Genomic DNA, 20,795 nt, shown 5'->3' on the forward strand with positions numbered 1-20,795 from the left:
ATGAATTTATCTCTTTATTTTAAAAAATTTTTCAACAACAGTCAGTCCTCAGGAATTATTCTTATTTTCTGTGTGCTTATTTCATTGCTTATTGCCAATTCGTCTGCTGCAGAAAACTTTCAGCATTTTTTAGACCAGGAAGTGGGCACTCATCTTTTTGGGTTGGAATATCCTGTCAGCATCTGGATCAATGACGGATTAATGGCAGTTTTCTTCCTTCTGGTTGGCCTTGAAATAAAACGGGAATTGGTAGAAGGTGAGCTTTCTTCTTTTAAAAATGCCTCCCTTCCTATTTTTGCAGCCGTAGGCGGAATGCTTATTCCCGCTGTTATCTACAGCATTTTCAATACAGGAACGGAATACAGCAATGGCTGGGGAATTCCTATGGCAACCGATATTGCCTTTTCTCTGGCTATCATTTCGATGTTGGGTAAAAAAATTCCCAACTCTATTAAGATATTTTTAGCGGCATTAGCTATTGTAGATGATCTGGGAGCGATCCTCGTGATTGCTATTTTCTATACAGAGCAAATTCACTGGAGCTATCTCCTGCTATCTTTTGGGGTAACAGCCTTACTTTTTATTTTAAACTTTTTAAAAGTAACTAAAACAATATTGTACATCATCCCGGGACTGTTTTTATGGTATTTCCTTCATCATTCCGGAATTCATGCAACCATAGCAGGTGTTTTGCTGGCGTTCTCCATTCCTACCAATGCTTCGAATGTAGAAATTTCACCTCTGGAAAAACTGGAGCATCAGCTTCATATTCCGGTAAGTTTTCTGATCATGCCGATATTTGCTTTAACGAATACCAATATCACTTTTTCCAGTGAAATGGTGGCAGGAGTTACAAGCACATTAGGATTGGGAATTATCTGTGGATTGGTATTGGGTAAACTGATTGGGATCAATCTGTTTTCATTGATTGCTATTAAATTAAAGCTCAGTTCACTGCCTCAAAACAGCAACTGGCTTCAGATGATTGGTGTAGGATTGCTGGCCGGAATCGGGTTTACTATGTCTATTTTTATTGCATTGCTTTCTTTCAAAGAAGAAATTCCGATTCAGGATGAAGCGAAGTTTGCAATTCTGATTGCGTCCTTTATCGCCGCCATTGCCGGATTTATCATACTTAGTCTAAGTTCAAAAGAAAACCCTGAACTGGAAGAGAATTAATCTTCCTTCCGGTTCTCCAATTTTCTTTTGTGTTCCTCATCACTATCAAAGTCCGGTTCAGTAATCTGTGCATGATATTCTGAGGCTTCTTTCTTAATCTCATCAGACAGCAGCTTTTCTATTCTGAGTTTTCGGATCGCCATATTCAGCTCATTTCCGAATAAAAGGAGATATACATTTACATTTACCCAAACCATCAGTAGAATCATACTGCCAATGGATCCGTAAAGAACATTATACCGGGCGATATCCTTTACATAAATCGCAAAAATATACGTTGTAACCACAAATAATACTGTAGTCAGAATAGCTCCCGGAACCGCTTGTCGGAACCTTGTAATCTTCACGGTACCCAACCAGTAAAATAAGGTCAGAAGTATAAAATAAAAAAGCGGAAAAGAAACAAACCCGATAATTTTGGAAAGGTTGTCTACAAGCCACGTTACATCATAAGCCGGCGTAAAAAGCTTCATTACAACCTCTGCGTAATACACTCCAAACAGTGTTAAAAAAACGATGGTAATAAAGCCTATCGTGATAAAAAACGAAAGAATAAACTCTTTTACGTCACTTAATTTTTCATCTGTATTTTCATTAAATCCGTTGATCAGGGAAAATGTACCGTTCGTTGCAAAAACAAGAGCCAGAAGAATGGTCAGGTTACTGATTCCTTTCATATTTGGTATGATATTGCTTACAATGTATCCTTTTACATCTCCTTCCATGTTGGATGGAAAAACATTATGCATCAGCACATCAAAAATATAGAACTGAAGCTCATCATACAGCGGCATATGAGGCAGTACAGAAAGCAAAAACAGAATAAACGGAAACAGACTTATGGTAAAACTCCACGAAATAGCAGCCGCTTTTCTCCCTATTTTGCCTTTAAAAATCCCGGAGATATAAATCTGAAACATCTGCCAAAGTGATATTCCCAAAACAGGAATATGGATGCTGTCAAAAAAATCTTGAATCTTTAAAATAAATTTAGGAACCTTTACACTCATCGATCTGTTTGTCTTTATACAAAGGTAGGGGAATTAAATTAAATGGGGAAAAGATAGGTGGCAGATATTAGGTAGCAGGTGGCAGGTTTTAGGGATCAGGCATTAGGGATTAGGGATTTGAGAGTGGGAGAATTTGAGAGTTTAACGTTGAGAGTCAAAGGTTCATGATAACCCGCAACTAATATAACCTACAACTCGAATCCCGAAACCCGAAGCAAATAACCTTGAATCCCGAAACTGCAACCCAAAAACCGGCAACAAATTAACCGGGAAACCCTATCTTTGCCCTCTGAAACTTCTTACAATGCGAATCAGCTTACTTTGTATCGGAAAAACAGATGATAAGGAAATTACCTCTTTAATCAATTATTATCTCAACCGTTTACCCAAACACTGGAATTTTGAAATTACAGAAATTCTGGATGTGAAAAATGCCAAAAACCTATCCCCAGACCTTCTTAAAAAGGAAGAAGCCAAATTATTCTTAAACCATATTGACAAAAACGATCTGGTGGTAATTCTTGATGAAAAAGGAAAACAGTTTACCAGCCGCGAGTTTTCACAGAAAATTGACACCTGGATGAATTCTTCTGTCAAGAAAGTACATATTCTGATCGGAGGCGCTTATGGCTTCGCCGAAGAAATCTACAGCAGAGCCAATGAAAAAATGTCTTTATCCAAAATGACTTTTACCCATCAGATGATCCGTCTGTTTATTGTAGAACAGCTTTACCGCGCTGACCAGATTTTGCAGGGCAAACCTTATCATAACGATTAAAACAAAAGGTATTATCTCAAAAGTCAAATAATTGTTTTTTGTCATTGACTACGTCGAATCTTCGATTTCTGACGAAGGAAGAATCTCATTGACAAACTGAAACATGAGATTCTTTATTACATTTCTGAACTACGTTCGCAGACTTTCAGTCTGTGTTCAGAATGACATTTCTGAAACAACCTCTTTTTTATTTCAGACTGATCTGCCTCTTGGCTTCACCCACCACAAAAGCAACGGAATTGGCAATATTAAAGCTCCTGATGAGTTTTGACATAGGAATGGTCAGATGATTTTCAAAACGGTCCAGAACCTCTTTACTCAATCCTACACTCTCCTTTCCGAAAACCAGCCAGTCTCCATCCTGAAAATCAGTTTCAAGATATGATTTTTCGGCATGGGAGCTCATTAGAAAAACCCTTGATCTGTCAGGGATTGTACTGATCCATTCATCCACATCTGCATATTCAGAAACATCCAGATGCACCCAATAGTCCAATCCGGAACGCTTCAGGTTTTTATCATTAATTACAAATCCAAACGGATGAACAAGGTGTAATCTGCTTTCAGTTCCTACACACAATCTTCCGATATTTCCTGTATTATTGGGTATTTCGGGCTCTACAAGAACAATATTTAACATCTCTTTCTATCTCTTTATTTGTTTTAGTGTGGATTTATTTAATGATTTGGCAGAGTATTTTTTTAAATTTATTTCTTTACACATTTAGCATAAGAATCACTGAGGATGGCTTTTTCATAGCCTAAAGCCACTGCTTTATCCAGGTTTTCACAGGCTTCCTTAAGTTTGGAAGTGTCCATCAGAATCATGGCTTTGCTTACATAAGACTGGGCAAATTTCGGATCTATGGAAATTGCTTTATTAGCATCTGCCAGCGCTTCCTTATATTTTTTCATTTTAAAATATACGTCTGATCTTCCGTTATAAAGTAATGATTCCGGTTTTTCAGCAAGAAGTTGATTATAATCTTTCAACGCTCCATCCAGGTCACCACTATTTTTTTTCAGATTGGCAAGCCCTGTTTTTGCAAAAATGTTATCCGGAGCAAAAGTGAGAATCTGATTAAGGTCTTTGATGGCAAGGTCTTTTTTTCCCTGGTTGTCGTATATTTTGGAACGGGTAAGATACAAATCAGCTGTTTCAGGATTTACTTTGAGTCCTTTCTCTACATATTCCAATGCCTTTACTTTGTTTCCTTTCTGGCTGTAAAGCGATGACAGATTCACATATACAGAAATAGACATAGGGTTTGCTTTTAAAGCAGAATCATAAGACTTAAAAGCCTGAGTCGTTTTTCCAAGTCTTCTCTGAGCTGTTCCGAGGTAATTGTAATATTCAGATTGAAATTTTTGGATCTGTTCTTTTTCTGCCAGTTTTAAATACTGTTCTTCTGCACATTTATAATCAGCTTTTTGGAAACATTCTTCAGCCAGTTTTTTATTCTGGGCATAGAAATTAAGGGATAAACAGAGGGAAGTTACTACCAGTAAAGTTTTTTTCATGAGTTTATAGTTTGTTTGTTGATCACTTTTTTGGCGAGTGCACCAAATATCACTCCCAATAAAGATCCAACAAACGCCCCCACCAAAATATCTATCGGGAAATGCACTCCTAAATATATCCGGCTGTAGGAAACCACCAGAGCCCATACAAATATAGCATATGGAAACCATTTAAGCTTATTTTTTAATAAAATACTTAAAAAGGATGCCAAAAAGAATGTATTGGAAGCATGAGCAGAATAAAAACCATATTGCCCACCGCATTTCACGATTCTCATATGATGTTCCAGTGTAGGGTCATGACAGGGTCTCAACCTTGCTACACCATATTTGAAAACACTGGCCAGCTGATCAGAAACCGTCGCACCGATGGCCAGAAATATAAGGATAAAAACTAATGATCTTAGTTGATGGTTTTTGTATAAAAAATAAAGAAATATAATATAGAGAGGTACCCAGATCCAGGTACTTGAAATCAGCATCCAAAACTGATCAAAAGATGAATCCCCCAAATTATTAAGGTAAAGAAATACCTTCTTATCTTCCTGAATGATTTCCTCCATGATTATCTGCTTACAGGTCCTTCATAAGTCTCATCATCTGCAGGCTTCGGTTTTGGAGGCTCATTGGAAGCAACAGAAGAAGAAGGTTCCGTCAGAATATTTTTTTGAATATCATTCATCGGATTGAAATCCTTTGCAGCATCTTTTACCTTCTCAATCTCACGTTTGATTTCAGAAACAGGGTTATCTGTTTCTTTCATAATTTCAGTTTTAATATCTTCCACTGCTCCACGCATCTTTCTAACGCCTGCACCTAAGTCACGCGCAATCTGGGGCAGCTTATCCGGACCGAATAATACAACGATTGCAATGGCAATGAGTGCCATTTCTCCAATGCTTAATTCCATGGCGTAAAATTACGAAAGATTATTGCATTTATGGACTGTAAACTAAAAATTTAAACAAATTTTAAGATTTTATAATGAAGTTCAGGATTCAAAGTTCAAGGTTCAAGGTTCAAGGTTCAAGGTTTAAGGTTTAAAGTTGCCGACTGCATTTTACGGGTTACAGGGTTATTTTGTTGCTGGTTGTTTCGTTGCTCGTTTTTTAGTTTCGGGATTTTAGTTTTTTGTTACCGGTTCTTTTTTGTTACTGCTTAACCACAACTTTAAACTTTAAACTTTAAACCTTAAACTTTAAACACTCTCAAACTCTCCCACTCTCAAACTTAGCCTCCTAATCCCTGCTACCTAACATCTGCAACCTAGCACCTGCAACCTCCACTTATTAATTAACAAATATTTAATTCAAAACATAGAGAATTAAGTAATAATTATGTATATTTATAATACACAACCAAATCAATATTCATTATGAAAAAACTAGTGACTACTTTTAAAGTTTTCGCCGTATTATCGGTAATGGCACTCTACAGCTGCCAGAATGAAAACAATGAAATGAACCAACAGGAAGCTGTTCAGGCTAAGACAACCATCGATGAGCTGAAAAAAGAAATTACTCCTTCGTCTTCTCAACTTATTCCTGAAGCAGTACAGCTTCAACTGAATGAATCCACCAAAAATCTTGAAACGTATTTAAAAAATGATTTACAGATTGTGGGAGTGGCTGTATTGGGAAAAATTTCAACCCAACAAGGGGTAGAACTGTCTAAAAAACTGATTACGGATAAAGATCAGTTCATTGCTTCCGGAAATATTTTGGATCCATCCTCTGTAAAAATCGGAAAAATTGGAGATTTATATCATGGTGAGGATTTAACAATCGCCCAACAAGGATTAAAAGAAGCCATCACCGGAGAAGTAAAAGCGGGCACCCAGGTTATGGAAGTAACATGGAACGGCAAAAACGGAAAATTTACCACCTTATGTTTTTATGGAGATTCAGGGATTATCTGGGACAATATCTTCGGAGGACTTGTGATGATGGATACCCGAGGAAATTCAGAAACATCTGACAGAGAAGCTTCAAAAGTAGCTTCTACATGGTATAAACAGTGGTGGACAGCCAATTGGCTTTGGGGTTCTAAACGAGGTGAAGCCGGATATAAGATTACCATTTACTATTCAGGATCCACCGTTTCCAATGCAGATGTAAGTGATTGGGGCTATATAAGCTTAGGGAAAGCAAAAAGCGAAAGTAAAATAACCAAAAAGACAGGAGCTTACGGGCAATGTCGCTATGCACTGGGGCTTTGTACACCAACAGGTTCTTTAAGCTTTAACTCCACTAATTTCTCTGTATCATTCTCCGGATTAGGCAGCAATATTGTAAGTAACGGGACAAAATCCCTTTATCCATAGTTATTTTCATAAAAATCAGATTTTAATCAAAACGGGAAGCTCACTGAGCTTCCCGTTTATTATATTTTATAAGTCTTACCAGATTCTGACTTTTGACTTTAGTGCTTCTATTGCATTTTCTTTAAGGCCGAAAGTATTCATCAGTATTTCATAAAGCTGTACATCATTTTCTATCGCTACAGCTTCTTTTTCACCATCGCCGGAGCGTATATTCAGTACATGATCCGTATAGGTATAGCGGGCATTTTCATCTACTTTTGAAAGAATCAGTCTGTTTTTAAAATGGGAATCCGGATGGGTAGACAGATACCAGTTGGAAATATCCAGATCAATAAGTTCTACATGCTCAGGAATAAACCGGTACACCGGAAGCCACTGCTCTTTCCACATCCAGAGTGTGTAGGTTTCTTGCCTGCGCGAGATTTTAAATATTCCGTTGGGCGTTTTCTGCTGATCTTCTTTATTTAAAAGTATGGGTGAAGTAAGCGTAGCTGTTCCAAATCCGCAATCCACTATATATTGATCACCATCAAAATCCACAATAAGCAAGAGATGAGTCTGCGCCGCAATACTGTCTTCCTGCCTTCCCCACACTACCCTTCCAAGCTGAAGCTTTACATTGAAACCTAATGTTTTTAAAACTTTACTTAAAAGCAGGTTTTGTTCATAGCAATATCCGCCTCTGGATTCGATCACCAGTTTTCTGAAAACATCATCTAACTTTAAAGAAGGAACCGTCCCCGTATAAGGGTCAATATTCTCAAAGGGTATATGTTTCGGATGAAGCTGATGGATCCTTTTCAGTGTTTCCATACTCAATTCCGGAGTTCCGAAGAAATGAATCCGTTCAAAATACTTTTCCAGGTCTTCTATATTCATAATTTTGTTTTTCCTGTTTCAGCAATGAGCAAAACTATTCACTCCTGTAAATTTATTGAAAGATGTAACTCAAAATCACCTATATCTCATCAATAGAACAAATCTATGGCTTGTGAAAATCTTTTTCAGAGGTGATATCAACTAAATTTTTATTTTTTTTCTGAAAAGCAGAATAAGTAATTACCACACTGACCGCCATTAAAATAAATGCTAAAAAGAAAGGTGCCCCTGAAAATTTGAACGGTGCTTCATCATGCGTGAAATAGTAAAATAAATTAGTCATCATCGGAGGTCCTATAATGGATGTAGCACTCATTAAACTCGTTAATGCTCCCTGAAGCTCTCCCTGTTCATTGGAAGGAACACTTTTCGTGATGACAGACTGTAAAGCCGGTCCGCAAATTCCTCCTAAACAGTAAGGAACCAGAAACACAAACATCATCCAGCCTTCTGAAGCAAAGGCAAACAACAGCATTCCTACAGCATAGAAAGCCAATCCGTAATAAATACTTTTCTGCTCTCCCAGCCTGGGCGTTGTATATCTGATAAGCCCGCCCTGTACAAGACCTACCAGCAAACCTACTACTCCCAATGAGATTCCTACCATTCTTTCTGTCCAGCTGAACTTATACATCGTAAAGAAGCTCCAGTTACTCTGTACCGCATGGCCTGCAATATAGATCAATATCAACGAAACAATCAAACCTGAAATTTCAGGATGTTTCCCCAGAAATTTAAATGAGCCTATTGGATTGGCACGTTTCCAATCAAATTCTCTTCTTTTATCTTTATCCAAACTTTCAGGAAGGATGAAATATCCATACAAGAAGTTAAGCAGACACAGACCTGCTGCGGCATAGAAAGGAACTCTGGCTCCATAATGTCCTAGAACTCCACCCAGAACAGGTCCTATGATAAATCCGAGCCCAAAAGCAGCACCTATCAGTCCGAAATTCTTAGCCCTGTCTTCATCCGTGGAAATATCAGCAATATAGGCACTGGCGGTAGTGACACTTGCTCCTGTAATCCCTGCAATGATCCTTCCTAAAAACAGCCACCAGATCGTTGGAGCCAGCGCAAGGAAAATATAATCGATTGCAAATCCGAAAAGAGAAATCAGAATGATGGGTCTTCTTCCGTATTTGTCACTGAGGTTTCCTACTAACGGAGAGAATATAAATTGGGTAAATGCATAGGCAAATCCCAGCCAGCCTCCATATTTTGCTGCCTCACTGATATCTGCGTGAATAAGTTCCTCAATTAATTTGGGAACAACAGGAATGATGATCCCCCATCCCGTAATATCGATCAGTAAAGTAATAAATATGAAGCCTATAGCCGCTTTTTTCTTTGAATTTTCCATGATGGTGCAAAATTAATCAAATCTGAAAAATAATGATTCTAAATTATGATATGAATAGTTAATATGATTATTAAAAAAAGGTAAAGCCAACATGATCATGATAGGTAACCATTGTTTTCTGACTTTGACTTAAAAAAAGGCCGTCTCTTTCGAAACGGCCCTTACTAATTTATTGTAGTTTGTATTACTTTGAAGCAAGCTCTTCTTTAGCAGAAGTGGATTTTCCATGTACCTCTTCTTCTTTTCCTGTTTTAAGGAAGTCGTAAGCAATTGCAGACGCAATAAAGATGGATGAGTAAGTACCGAATCCAATACCGATTAACATCGCAAACATGAATCCTCTCAAGTTATCTCCACCGAAAATGAAGATCGCAAGGATCACCAGAATCGTAGTGAATGAGGTGTTGAACGTTCTACCCAATGTACTTGAAATAGAGTCATCAAACAGACCTGCCAATGTTAAAGATTTTTTCTCTCTCAGGTATTCTCTGATTCTGTCGAAGATAATTACCGTATCGTTAATTGAATATCCTAACACAGTAAGAATCGCAGCAATGAAGTCCTGATTGATCTCCATGTTGAACGGCATATATTTGTGAAGCAATGAATATGCTCCTAAAATAATTACCGCATCGTGGAATAGAGCAGCAACTGCTCCAAGAGAGAACTGCCATTTTCTAAATCTTACAAGAATATAGATGAAGATCATTGCTAATGCAGCTAATACCGCATAGATACCGTGAGTCTGGATATCATCAGCAACAGAAGGTCCTACTTTCTCAGAAGAAATGATTCCTGCGTGGTCTTTATCAGCAGATTTGAAATCTTTCAATGTCGTTCCTGCCGGTAAGTTTGATTTTAAACCTTCAAATAATTTCTGTTCGATAATCTGGTCAGCTTTTAAAGATTCATCTTCGATAAGGTAATCTGTAGAGATCTTTAATTGTTTGTTGTTTCCGAAAGTTTTAGCTTCTACAGAAGAGTTCTTACCGTCTTCAGTTTTGAATAATGCTACTAATTTTTCTTCAACATCTTCAGCTTTTACATCTTTATCAAATCTAACGACATAGTTTCTACCACCGGTAAAGTCGATACCGTATTTGAAACCGTGTGTTGCGATAGAAATAATACATACAACTGTAAGAACAGCAGAAACGATGTAAGCATATTTTCTCTTTCCGATGAAATCGATCCAGGTATTTCTGAACAGGTTCTTCGTTGCCGGAGTCCATACAGAAAGTCCTTTTCCTTTATTTAATCTTGAGAAGATCATTACTCTTGAAAGCAATACAGACGTGAATAATGTCATTAAGATACCGATCATTAACGTCAATGCAAAACCTTTAATAGGCCCTGTTCCGAAGAAGAACAATACAACTGCCGTTAGGAAAGTCGTAGTGTGACCGTCAATAATCGCGTTTAATGCATGTTTGAAACCATCTTTGTAAGCTTCAAGAATACTTTTCCCAGCGAATAATTCTTCTTTAGTTCTTTCATAAATGATAACGTTCGTATCCACCGCTACTGCCATGGTAAGAACGATACCCGCGATACCTGGAAGCGTAAGGGTAAAGTCACCCGAATCCATAATACCGAAAATATAGAATAAGTTGATCACCATCGCAATTACCGCGTATACACCAGCTCCACCGTAGTAGAAAATGATATAAACAATGATAATAGCAAATGCAATGATAAACGACATTAAACCAGAATCAATAGCCTCTTGTCCTAAAGATGGACCTACAACGGTAGCCTGAACTACTTTTGCACCTGCAGGCAATTTACCGGCACCTAACACGTCTACCAGTTCTTTAGCTTCTTCCTGAGAGAAGTTACCGGAGATCTGGGTTCTACCGTTAGGGATAGCATTAACAACGTTAGGAGCTGTGTATACTCTGTTATCAAGAGTTACAGCAACTGGTTTTCCAACGTTTTTCTCGGTTAATGTTTTCCATTCTTTAGCTCCTTTAGAGTCCATCTGCATATCTACCACTACTCTGCTTAGTTCATCGTAGCCGATGTTTGCAGTTTCAACAGCACCGTCTACCGGAGCTTTTTGGTTGATGTTACCTCTGATCGCATACAATACTAAACTTTCAGTATCGGTAGCTTCAGGCTTGTAACCCCACATGAACTGTGTATATTTAATGTTAGCCGGACGTAAAGACTGACCTACTTTGCTGTTTAAGATTTTGTTTACAACAGCAGTATCGGATAATTTTACGTTGGCAACACCATTCGTTCTTAATTTGTCAAGCTGTAAAAGGCTCATGAAGTTCACATTCTTTGCAACTCCCATAGAATCTCCTTTTGCAGCAACCATAGTTGTCAAAGTCTGGAAATAAGGCGCAATTTCAGGAACCTGCTGTACTTCCCAGAACTGAAGTTTTGCAGAAGTCTGAAGCATTTTCTTCACTTTATCGATGTCCTTCATACCAGGCATTTCTACAGAAATTCTCGCAGTACCAGGTACTCTCTGAACGTTTGGCTGGATCGCTCCAAGCTTGTCAATTCTCGTTCTGATTACCTCGAAAGCAGTTCCTACAGATGCATCGATTTTTCTTTTAACAATGCTTTTTACCTGATCATCAGGCGTGTTGTACTTCACTTCAGTAAGCGTTGTATTTCCGAAAATTTCCGGATCAGCCAACTTCAGGTTGGTACCTTTAGCTTTGTTAATTACATCGAACTGCTCGAAGAAGTTGTCGATGTAAGGTTTGGTAGAATTCTTCTGTGCTTCATCAGTTTTGTTTAAAGCCTCAATAAGAACAGGATTTGTAGAATAATTGGTTAAATCATTCACAAGATCTCTTTGGTTGATTTCCAAAAGAACGTTGATCCCTCCTTTCAGGTCAAGACCAAGTTTCATTTCCTTGTCTTTGGCTTTAGTGTAATAAAGTTTTGTGAATCCTAAGTTCAAAGTATCCTTAGAAAGTCTTGCGATTTCTTTCTGATACTTCTCCGGATTGTCTCCTGCAAAAGCAGTCGCCTGCTTTTCAATTTTGCTGGCGTACCATGTTGGTAATAGCTCGTTTAAGCAAATCAACCCTAGTACAATAGCGACAATTGTAATAAGTCCTTTTCCTTGCATTTTGTTATAACTACGTTAAATTAAGTCGGCAAATATAATGATTTTCTTGTATTTTATGAATTTTTAACAACAGAAATGGTTTATTTCCAGATATATTGGTGTGGTGATTTCTATTTAAGATTTAACAATTTTTTCATACGATCATAATGAAGTCTTCAAAATCGATTGGTATAAAATTTTCATTTACTTTTCCAACACACTAACTCTCAAAATATTATGAAAAAATTACTTTTTTGCATCAGTGTTTTTTCTTCCTTAATTGTCAATTCTCAAAGCATTAATTTGGAAGAATTTGCCACAGGACTTACGAGTCCTGTAGAGATTACGAATGCCAATGACAGCCGTCTTTTTGTGGTTCAACAGAACGGTATCATTAAAATTATTCAACCCAACGGGACAATTAACGCTACCAATTTCCTCAATATCGGAACAAAGATCATTTTTGGCGGCGAAAGAGGCCTTCTTGGTCTTGCATTTCATCCTCAATACTCTGCTAACGGGTATTTTTTTGTGTACTACAACAACCCTTCTGGGAATATTATTGTTGCAAGATACAGTGTGAGTTCTACAGACCCAAACGTAGCAGATCCTGCTTCTGAAAAAATTCTGCTGAACATTCCCAAGCCATTCGACAATCACAATGGGGGAAGCATCCATTTTGCCCCTGACGGAAAACTCTGGATCATCACCGGAGACGGAGGAAGCGGTGGTGACCCGAATAACAATGCTCAAAACAAAAATTCACTGCTGGGGAAAATGCTGAGAATAGATGTAGATGCTACAGGCCCCTATAACATTCCTCCTGACAATCCTTTTGCAGGAGCCGGAGTGGATGGTGCAGACGAGATCTGGGCTTACGGACTCAGAAACGCCTGGAAGTTTTCGTTTGATCTTACAACTGGAAACGCCATGATTGCTGATGTCGGACAGGGAGCAATAGAGGAAATCAATAAAATGCCTATTACCCAGGGTGGCTTAAACTACGGCTGGCGCTGCTATGAAGGTAATAATACATACAACCCTGCAGGATGCGCTGCACAGTCCACCATGACCTTCCCTGTTGCCGTATACGACCATTCCGGTGGCAAATGTTCCATCACGGGTGGTTATGTCTACAGAGGAACGCAGTATCCTTCACTTCAGGGAAAATATTTTTTTGCAGATTACTGTTCTACCCAGATCGGAATTCTGGATAGCAATAATGCCATCACATGGACAACTCCTTATTCCGGAAATAACTTTTCCACTTTCGGAGAAGACTACCAAAAAGGATTGTACGTAGCTGCCGTAAACAGTGGAAAGATTTTTAAAATAACCGCTGGTACTTTGGGAACCCAGGAAAATAATGCTTTTGGAAATATAAAAGTTTATCCTAATCCGGCTTCCAAAGAAGTTTTCATTGATGGGGTGAAAGATAAAAAAGCAACCCTGGAAATCATCAGTGCAGACGGAAGAAAAGTGATGGAAACGGATCAGATTATTAATGGCAAAGGAATTAATATTTCAGGGATTCCTGCCGGAGTGTATTATATTAATCTGAAATCCGGGGAACTGAAATCATATAGTCAGAAATTGATTATCAAATAGTAATAGCCGGTTTTAAGCGCAGACGAAACGCTAAGGTTTTCACATTCTGTGAAAAAGGATCGCAAAGGCATTTCACTAAGCAAAAAACATTGGATATTTCTTAAACCATTAAGAAGGATTTAACGAGTAAAGCATCGTTAAGTTAAAATAAATCATTCTGATTTTTAAGCTTAAAGCGAAGCTCATCTTAATACTCTAAACACTTTACTACAATCTTAATGTTTCAAAAAAGTTTAAACAAGTTCAAAATAAGCCATAGGTCAATAAAAAAGCGGTTCAGAACTGAACCGCTTTTGCTTATATTGTCATAGAGAAAATCCTGGTTTCAGGTTTATTTCTCATCATTCTCAGGTCAAAAACCATGGCAACGTTCCTTGTGAATGCTCTTCCGGCTTCTGTAATTTTAACTTCAGTTCCATTGATCTCAACCAAACCGTCATTTTCCATTTCTTTCAGCATTTCCAGTGCATTTTCAAGCTCAGGGAAAGAGTTGTTGATATCAAAAGTGGTTTCAAGCTGGCACATCAGATTCAGAATATGTCTTCTTACTGTAAGATCCTCTTCGCTCAGAACATGTCCTTTTACAACAGGAATTTCACCTTCTTCAACCATTTTCTGGTATTCCTCAACTGTTTTTACATTCTGGGCAAAAGCATACCATGAATCTGAAATAGCAGACATCCCAAGTCCTACCATCAGCTGGGTTTTGCTTGATGTATATCCCATGAAATTTCTGTGAAGTTTTTTATGAATAAGAGACTGATACAGATCATCATGCTCAAGAGAGAAGTGATCCATCCCAACCTCAATATATCCTAAATCCTGAAGCAGCTTTTTACCATCTTCATACAAACGACGCTTCTCTTCTCCACTTGGGAGGTCATTTTCATCAAATCCTCTTTGTCCGACACCTTTCACCCATGGAACGTGTGCGTAAGAATAAAATGCAAGTCTGTCCGGCTTCAGTTCCATTGTTTTTCTGATGGTATGTTCCATTGCTTCCCAATTCTGGTGTGGCAATCCGAAAACCAGATCATGGCTGATTCCTCTGTACCCTATTTCCTTCGCCCATTCCGTAACGTTTTTCACATTTTCAAAAGGCTGGATTCTGTTGATGGCTTTCTGAACTTTAGGATCGTAATCCTGAACTCCAAAGCTCACTCTTCTGAAACCAAGGTCGTATAAAGTCTGAAGATGTTCCTTCGTCGTATTGTTTGGATGTCCCTCGAAAGAAAATTCAGGATGCTCTGCAATATCCACTGATGAAAAGATACCTTCCAGCAATGTTCTTAAATTTTCAGGTGAGAAGAACGTGGGTGTTCCTCCTCCAAGGTGCAATTCTTTCAGTTTAGGTCTTTCAGTGAAAAGATCAAGATATAATTTCCATTCTTTTAAAACACTTTCAAGATAAGGAACTTCAACACTGTGCTGTTTGGTGATACGCTTATGGCATGCACAAAATGTACACAATGCCTCACAGAAAGGCAAATGGATATAAATAGAAATTCCCTCCTCTGCATTGCTTTCATGAAAAGACCTGATTACGGTTTCCTTCCATTTTTCCGGTGAAAATGTTGATTCATCCCAATACGGAACGGTAGGATAAGAAGTGTAACGCGGTCCGGGAATATTATACTTATCTATTAAAGAGTTCATTGTGAAAATTAAATTTTATAAGGGTATGAAATTTAACATAATTAAAATTCATCTTACAAAATTAACCATTAGTTATGAATTTTAACCTATGAATTATATTAGGTTCTATTTTATAATGAGTCTAAATACGTATGATCAGGCTTTTGGCCAATAGTGATAAATTCTATTCCTGCTATTTAAAATTTTAATTTCATGACGGCAATTTTGCTATTTCCTGCAAGAACAATATTATTCCTATCAATCCATTGGCAGACAAAGAAGCCTTTTTCATCAGAAATCTTTTTCCAGGTCTTCCCAAAATCTGAAGAATAGCTGATGTGTTTGTCTCCTACGGCAATGATTTCTTTTCCTTTTGATCCCGGTTTAATTTTCACACAGGTTGTATATCCTGCGTTCTGCCCTGAAGCCTGAATCTGCCAGGTCTCGCCGGCATCAGTTGTGGTTGCGATATTATTGATATTAGCATCCTGTTTGGTATAATCTCCTCCTGCTGCTATTCCGAAACGGTCTTCAAAAAAATCAATGGAATACATTCCCTGCGAAGGTTCTCCTTGTATGATTGGAGTGTTGAATACTTCTATTTTATCATCTTTCAGGTTCATTCTTAAGATTCTTGAAGCTTTTCCTCCAGTCGCAATCCATAAGTATTTTTTAGAGGATGAAATATTGGTATTGCTGGCGGCAAAAGCAGCTTCGCCATCATTTAACGTTACATTATTTTTAAACATGTTCCATTTCCCATCCTTATATACTGCCAGTTTCAGCAGGTGATCTTTATCTGCGTCACTGAAGGTATAGGCAAGTTTATCATTCACAAAATGCAAAGCATCATAAAACGCTGTTTTTGCAGTATCTTTAAAAATCACCTGTGATTTCAGATCTTTTTTATCAATTTTGAAAAAACGTGCCGGACTTTCAATATTGATTGCATAGAAAGAAGTTTTATTCTGTCCTAGTGTTCTGAACTGAAGTTTTTCTTCAGATAGCCTGATCTGTTTCTGGTTTTTATAGTTTTTAAGATCTACAAACCCGAATTTGGAATCCGTACCGCTGTACCAGACCTTGTTGTCATATAGTTCAAGAGCCCTGATACTGATTTTATCGTTAAGAATGGTTTCAAGGCTTTCCACCTGCTGGGAAAACGCGGTAATTCCTACGGAAAGGAGGACAATGGAAAAAAGTTTTTTCATAGAAATAGTATTGTGACAAAAAAAACCGCCGAAGCGGTTTATATTATTATTAATCCTGATTCTGATATTTTTCAGGGTTATTAAGCTTACTGTTTGATTTTCCGTAAAGGAAGTATACCAAACCTCCTAAGAATAACCATACTGCAGAAAGTTCCAATGCATGGGCACTTAAGTTAAAAATCAAATATAGGTTGATAATTACTCCTAATGCCACTACGATTTTATAAGCAGGAACTTTGAAAGGTCTGATCAGGTTAGGTTCTTTCTTTCTCATCACCCAAACTGCGATACAAACCAGTGTAAATGCAAACAGGGTTCCGAAACTTGTCATATCTGCCAATGTAGAAATTGGTGTAAATGCAGCGATTAAAGCTACTACAATTCCCAACAGGATAATTCCTTTGTAAGGTGTTTTTGTTTTTGGGTGAAGCTGTCCGAAGAATTTAGGAATCAAGCCGTCTTTTGCCATACCGATGAAGATTCTGGACTGCCCCATCATCATTACCATTACAACAGAAATCAACCCTACAGTAGCAGCAATCGTTACGATATTACTCGCCCAGTGCTTTCCTGCAATTTCAAAAGCATACGCAACAGGCGCTTTGATGGCATCCGGATATCTTCCTTCAGGATTAAAGTCTGTATAATGCATCATCCCTGTCAATACAAGAGATACACAGATATACAATGCTGTACAGATCAATAGTGAAGCGATGATAGCGAAAGGTACATCTTTTTTAGGGTTAATAGCTTCTCCAGCCTGTGTAGAAACAGCATCAAAACCGATATAAGCAAAGAAAATAGCTGCTGCTCCGGAAATAATCCCTTTAATACCATATGCCGAGACCATATCGCCCTCGGAATTCTTGATCTTTATCGGATCCGGAATAAAAGGCTTCCAGTTTTTAACCCCATCTACAGCGTTATAAAGATCTGTATTAGAGAAGATGATATATACTCCGGCGATAATTACAAAGATAACCGCTGAAGTTTTCATTAAAACGATCAGGTTATTCGCTCCTGCTGCCTCTTTAGTTCCTTTTACCAATAATGCAGTAATTAAAAGAACCAGAATAAATGCTGGCAGGTTCATAGAAAAACCATCTCCTGTATAACTTGCCGGGTCTGATGTCAGATAGGCAGGCAAATGAATATTAAAAATCTTCAAAAATTTATTAAAATAACCGGACCAACTCACGGAGACGGCCATACTCGCCATCGCGTACTCGAGGATGAGACACCATCCCATGGCCCATGCAAAAATTTCTCCTACTGTTCCATATGCATAAGCATAAGCTGAACCCTCTACAGGAATAATGGATGCAAACTCTGCATAGCATAATGCAGCAAAAACGCAGGCGATCCCTGCAATGATAAAGGAAATGGCAAGTGCTGGTCCTGCGTGATAATAGGCTCCTGTTCCTGTAAGAACAAAGATTCCACCACCGATGATAGCACCTACTCCAATTGCTGTTAAACTCCATTTTCCAAGGACTTTTTTCAGCTCACTTTTCTTCATATCTGCCTCATAGGCACTTAGTGGCTTTTTAACCCAAATTTTCGACATGTTTTTTTATTTATTAAGGATTTACGAAAATATAAAAAATTTAGAAACTCTCACGTTAATCGTTAAAATTTCATCATTTATTTTACATTAAAGACTTTAAAAACCTGACCAGCACCTTATTCATAGTATTCTACAGACATGAAGTTTTCCTGTTCTGATTTTGATCCACAAAATCAGAAAGTCAGTAATAATACAAATATGCCGTAATCCGTAGTTTTATAAAAAAAATATTTGTAAGGATAAATAATGACGTTTATAGTTAAAAAACTACAGCGATTTGATGATGATCTGACAATTGCTTTAGAATCAGAAAAAATAGATTTTCTGATTAGGTATCACTTCCCCGTTGATTTTTCAAAAAGCCGGAAATTTTACCAGAACTTTATTATTAATAAATAACAGGAAACTTCTTAAAAGCAAAATTTCTTTATTTTTGATACTATGAATTTATATGATCTTTTCATAAAGCCTTATGAAGGTTATGATACTTTACAGATTATGCTGGAAACGTCGGGCGCCGTCCTTGGAACTCTGAGTGTTTATTTTTCGATTAAAAAAAATATCTGGGTATACCCTACCGGTATTGTTTCTACGCTGATCTATGTTTATATTCTTTTCAACTTCGGCTTACTCGGAGACTGCCTGATCAACGTTTATTATACTGTAATGAGTATCTACGGATGGATTTTATGGGCAAAAAATTCTGATGATCATATTCACGTCGATGTTAGCTGGGCCACCAGAAAGGAATGGATCTATGCCAGCATCCTTTTTATACTGAGCCTGGCACTTGTTACCCTTATCTATTATTATAAACCTTATATTGATCATCAGTTTTCGATGGAAGGAACCAGTTTTGGATTGTATCATCTGGATTGGGCCAACTGGATGGATGTTTTTACAACTTCAATATTTTTAGTGGGCATGTGGTTGATGGCCAAACAGCGCATTGAAAGCTGGATTTTCTGGATTATCGGAGATTTGATTTGCATTCCAATGATGATTTTTAAGGGACTTGGAATCACTTCGGTTCAATATTTGGTATTTACTATAATGGCGGTCTTAGGATACGTCAATTGGAAAAAAAGTTTTAAAGAAAAAAAAGTACAATAAAGTCATGAAAAATTTATTTAAAATAGCATTCAGTATTTTTGCTATTACCAGTTTAACCTCTTGTTTAGCATATACCGACGGATACGGAAGCAACGGAAGCTATGGGTATGGAGATCCGTATTATAACAACGGATATTACTATGCTCCGTCAGGATATTACGGAAGTGGCGGATATTGGGGTAATGACGGCTACTATTATAGAAACAATATTAATTATTACTATGATAATGGCATTCCTTATTACTATGATAGCTATAATAACTCCAGAAGAAAAGTATACGTAGAAAGAAGATCTTCTTCATCTTCGAGACCTGAAAACGGATTCCAGAATACGCGTACAACGAACAGTAATGGTTCATACAACAATAACGGAGGGTTTAATAACAACAGAAACTCCAACAGCAACAGCGGATTCAGAAACCAGAATAATGGTAATCAAAACAATCAGGGTAACCAAAATAACAGCGGGTTCAGGAATTCCAATGGTAACAGCGGATTCAGAAACCAGAACAATGGTAATCAGAACAGCCAGAGAAACCAGAATAACAGCGGCTTCAGAAATTCCAATGGTAACAGCGGAAGATCAGAATCTTCCGGCGGTGGATTCAGGAATAGTTCAGGCAGCCAAAGCAGCAGTTCAAACAGACAGCAGAGCGGCGGAGGCGGCTTTAGATAAAACGATTATAAATAAGAAAACGAACAGCTAACACTGTTCGTTTTTTATTTTAAATATAGTAATTTTGCTTCTTCATTTAACAAAAAAATATGGAATTTTATAAATATCAGGGAACAGGGAATGATTTTGTAATGGTAGATAACCGGGATCTGCAGTTTACCAAAGATAAAGACAGTATTGAAAAATTATGCGACAGACGTTTCGGAATAGGTGCTGACGGTCTTATTCTATTGGAAAACGATCCTCATTATGACTTCAAAATGGTGTACTACAATTCTGATGGCGGAGAAAGTACGATGTGTGGAAACGGAGGAAGATGCCTTGTCGCTTTTGCTTTTTTCCTTGACATCTTTGAAGACAAATGCAAGTTCATTGCGACAGATGGTGAACATGAAGCTGAAATCCATAACGGAATCATTAAATTAAAAATGATTAATGTAGATACCGTTTCACAGGACGGAAATGACTTTGTTCTGAATACCGGATCTCCACACTACGTAAAATATGTAGACAACCTGAAAGATTATGACGTTTATGACGAAGGATATGGCATCAGAAATTCTGAAAAATATAAAGAAAAAGGAATCAATGTGAACTTTGTAGAGAAAATTTCAGATAATGAAATTTTTGTAAGAACCTATGAACGAGGCGTTGAGGACGAAACTTACAGTTGTGGAACAGGAGTTACAGCTTCCGCTTTAACTTTTCTGCAAAAACATAATCTAACCTCTGTAAAAGTTAAAACTTTAGGCGGAAACCTTAAGGTATATGCTGAAAAAAGCGGTGATACATTCCAGAATATTTGGCTGGAAGGTCCTGCAAAGCAAGTTTTTAGGGGTAAAACAGATCTTCTTTAAAA

The 20,795-nt window shown here is 37.6% G+C and carries 18 protein-coding genes; 7 read left to right on the forward strand and 11 right to left on the reverse strand.

All coding sequences use genetic code 11. The annotated features are described in order from the left end of the window. Window positions 1-1,179, forward strand: coding sequence for a Na+/H+ antiporter NhaA (gene nhaA, locus AB1278_RS15500; RefSeq protein WP_202843856.1), 1,179 nt, complete (start codon window positions 1-3; stop codon window positions 1,177-1,179). Here the strand turns inward: nhaA and AB1278_RS15505 are convergent. Beyond that, window positions 1,176-2,189 carry a YihY/virulence factor BrkB family protein gene (locus tag AB1278_RS15505; RefSeq protein WP_202843857.1) on the reverse strand — a complete coding sequence of 338 codons (1,014 nt, stop codon included), beginning with the start codon at window positions 2,187-2,189 and terminating at the stop codon, window positions 1,176-1,178. The genes nhaA and AB1278_RS15505 overlap by 4 nt on opposite strands. 304 nt (window positions 2,190-2,493) lie before the next feature. Here AB1278_RS15505 and AB1278_RS15510 point away from each other — a divergent pair, with 304 nt between their 5' ends. Further along, window positions 2,494-2,967, forward strand: coding sequence for a 23S rRNA (pseudouridine(1915)-N(3))-methyltransferase RlmH (locus tag AB1278_RS15510; RefSeq protein WP_429815504.1), 474 nt, complete (start codon window positions 2,494-2,496; stop codon window positions 2,965-2,967). Between the two features lie 187 nt (window positions 2,968-3,154). Here AB1278_RS15510 and AB1278_RS15515 read toward each other — a convergent pair whose 3' ends face one another. The 4 genes from AB1278_RS15515 to AB1278_RS15530 form a co-directional block, all read right to left on the reverse strand. After that, complete coding sequence (locus AB1278_RS15515) at window positions 3,155-3,607, reverse strand: tRNA (cytidine(34)-2'-O)-methyltransferase (RefSeq protein ID WP_202843859.1); 453 nt, start codon at window positions 3,605-3,607, stop codon at window positions 3,155-3,157. 68 nt (window positions 3,608-3,675) lie between these two features. Then, window positions 3,676-4,488: a tetratricopeptide repeat protein gene (locus AB1278_RS15520; RefSeq protein ID WP_343642108.1), complete on the reverse strand. Its 813-nt coding sequence runs from the start codon at window positions 4,486-4,488 to the stop codon at window positions 3,676-3,678. Beyond that, the gene (locus AB1278_RS15525) at window positions 4,485-5,051 is read right to left on the reverse strand and encodes a phosphatase PAP2 family protein (RefSeq protein WP_110011127.1); all 567 of its coding nucleotides are present in this window, start codon (window positions 5,049-5,051) and stop codon (window positions 4,485-4,487) included. Before AB1278_RS15525 ends, AB1278_RS15520 begins: the two co-directional genes overlap by 4 nt. Window positions 5,052-5,053: 2 nt before the next feature. After that, the gene (locus AB1278_RS15530; RefSeq protein WP_202843864.1) at window positions 5,054-5,398 is read right to left on the reverse strand and encodes a Sec-independent protein translocase subunit TatA/TatB; all 345 of its coding nucleotides are present in this window, start codon (window positions 5,396-5,398) and stop codon (window positions 5,054-5,056) included. A gap of 465 nt (window positions 5,399-5,863) precedes the next feature. Here AB1278_RS15530 and AB1278_RS15535 point away from each other — a divergent pair, with 465 nt between their 5' ends. Beyond that, entirely contained in the window at window positions 5,864-6,811 is a 948-nt protein-coding gene (locus tag AB1278_RS15535) for a hypothetical protein (protein WP_062670738.1), read from the forward strand. A gap of 75 nt (window positions 6,812-6,886) precedes the next feature. Here AB1278_RS15535 and AB1278_RS15540 read toward each other — a convergent pair whose 3' ends face one another. From AB1278_RS15540 to secD, 3 genes are all read right to left on the reverse strand, one after another. Then, the gene (locus tag AB1278_RS15540) at window positions 6,887-7,690 is read right to left on the reverse strand and encodes an arylamine N-acetyltransferase family protein (RefSeq protein ID WP_429815510.1); all 804 of its coding nucleotides are present in this window, start codon (window positions 7,688-7,690) and stop codon (window positions 6,887-6,889) included. 103 nt (window positions 7,691-7,793) lie between these two features. After that, window positions 7,794-9,053 carry a TCR/Tet family MFS transporter gene (locus AB1278_RS15545; RefSeq protein WP_123277962.1) on the reverse strand — a complete coding sequence of 420 codons (1,260 nt, stop codon included), beginning with the start codon at window positions 9,051-9,053 and terminating at the stop codon, window positions 7,794-7,796. Window positions 9,054-9,237: 184 nt separating this feature from the next. Continuing rightward, window positions 9,238-12,147 carry a protein translocase subunit SecD gene (secD, locus tag AB1278_RS15550; RefSeq protein ID WP_429815513.1) on the reverse strand — a complete coding sequence of 970 codons (2,910 nt, stop codon included), beginning with the start codon at window positions 12,145-12,147 and terminating at the stop codon, window positions 9,238-9,240. A 216-nt stretch (window positions 12,148-12,363) separates the two neighbouring features. Here secD and AB1278_RS15555 point away from each other — a divergent pair, with 216 nt between their 5' ends. Continuing rightward, window positions 12,364-13,734 (forward strand): PQQ-dependent sugar dehydrogenase, encoded by a 1,371-nt coding sequence (locus tag AB1278_RS15555; RefSeq protein WP_429815516.1) that lies wholly within the window; start codon window positions 12,364-12,366, stop codon window positions 13,732-13,734. 297 nt (window positions 13,735-14,031) lie between these two features. On the opposite strand, the gene hemN is transcribed toward AB1278_RS15555, so the two are convergent. From hemN to AB1278_RS15570, 3 genes are all read right to left on the reverse strand, one after another. Further along, the gene (gene hemN, locus AB1278_RS15560) at window positions 14,032-15,390 is read right to left on the reverse strand and encodes an oxygen-independent coproporphyrinogen III oxidase (protein ID WP_202843877.1); all 1,359 of its coding nucleotides are present in this window, start codon (window positions 15,388-15,390) and stop codon (window positions 14,032-14,034) included. Window positions 15,391-15,566: 176 nt separating this feature from the next. Continuing rightward, the gene (locus AB1278_RS15565; protein ID WP_202843878.1) at window positions 15,567-16,580 is read right to left on the reverse strand and encodes a WD40/YVTN/BNR-like repeat-containing protein; all 1,014 of its coding nucleotides are present in this window, start codon (window positions 16,578-16,580) and stop codon (window positions 15,567-15,569) included. 49 nt (window positions 16,581-16,629) lie between these two features. Beyond that, window positions 16,630-18,147: an amino acid permease gene (locus AB1278_RS15570; RefSeq protein ID WP_110011136.1), complete on the reverse strand. Its 1,518-nt coding sequence runs from the start codon at window positions 18,145-18,147 to the stop codon at window positions 16,630-16,632. 441 nt (window positions 18,148-18,588) lie between these two features. Between AB1278_RS15570 and pnuC the strand changes: the two genes are divergently transcribed. The 3 genes from pnuC to dapF all read left to right on the forward strand — a co-directional run bounded on the left by pnuC (window position 18,589) and on the right by dapF (window position 20,793). Next, window positions 18,589-19,260: a nicotinamide riboside transporter PnuC gene (gene pnuC, locus AB1278_RS15575; protein ID WP_395973078.1), complete on the forward strand. Its 672-nt coding sequence runs from the start codon at window positions 18,589-18,591 to the stop codon at window positions 19,258-19,260. A gap of 4 nt (window positions 19,261-19,264) precedes the next feature. Beyond that, a complete protein-coding gene (locus AB1278_RS15580; protein ID WP_343639908.1) occupies window positions 19,265-19,936 on the forward strand; it encodes a hypothetical protein in 672 nt (223 codons plus the stop codon). 89 nt (window positions 19,937-20,025) lie between these two features. Continuing rightward, window positions 20,026-20,793 carry a diaminopimelate epimerase gene (gene dapF / locus AB1278_RS15585; protein ID WP_343639906.1) on the forward strand — a complete coding sequence of 256 codons (768 nt, stop codon included), beginning with the start codon at window positions 20,026-20,028 and terminating at the stop codon, window positions 20,791-20,793. Window positions 20,794-20,795: the final 2 nt, after the last annotated feature.

This window comes from Chryseobacterium sp. NRRL B-14798 (assembly GCF_050470705.1).
GTDB classification, from domain to species: Bacteria; Bacteroidota; Bacteroidia; order Flavobacteriales; family Weeksellaceae; genus Chryseobacterium; species Chryseobacterium cupriresistens.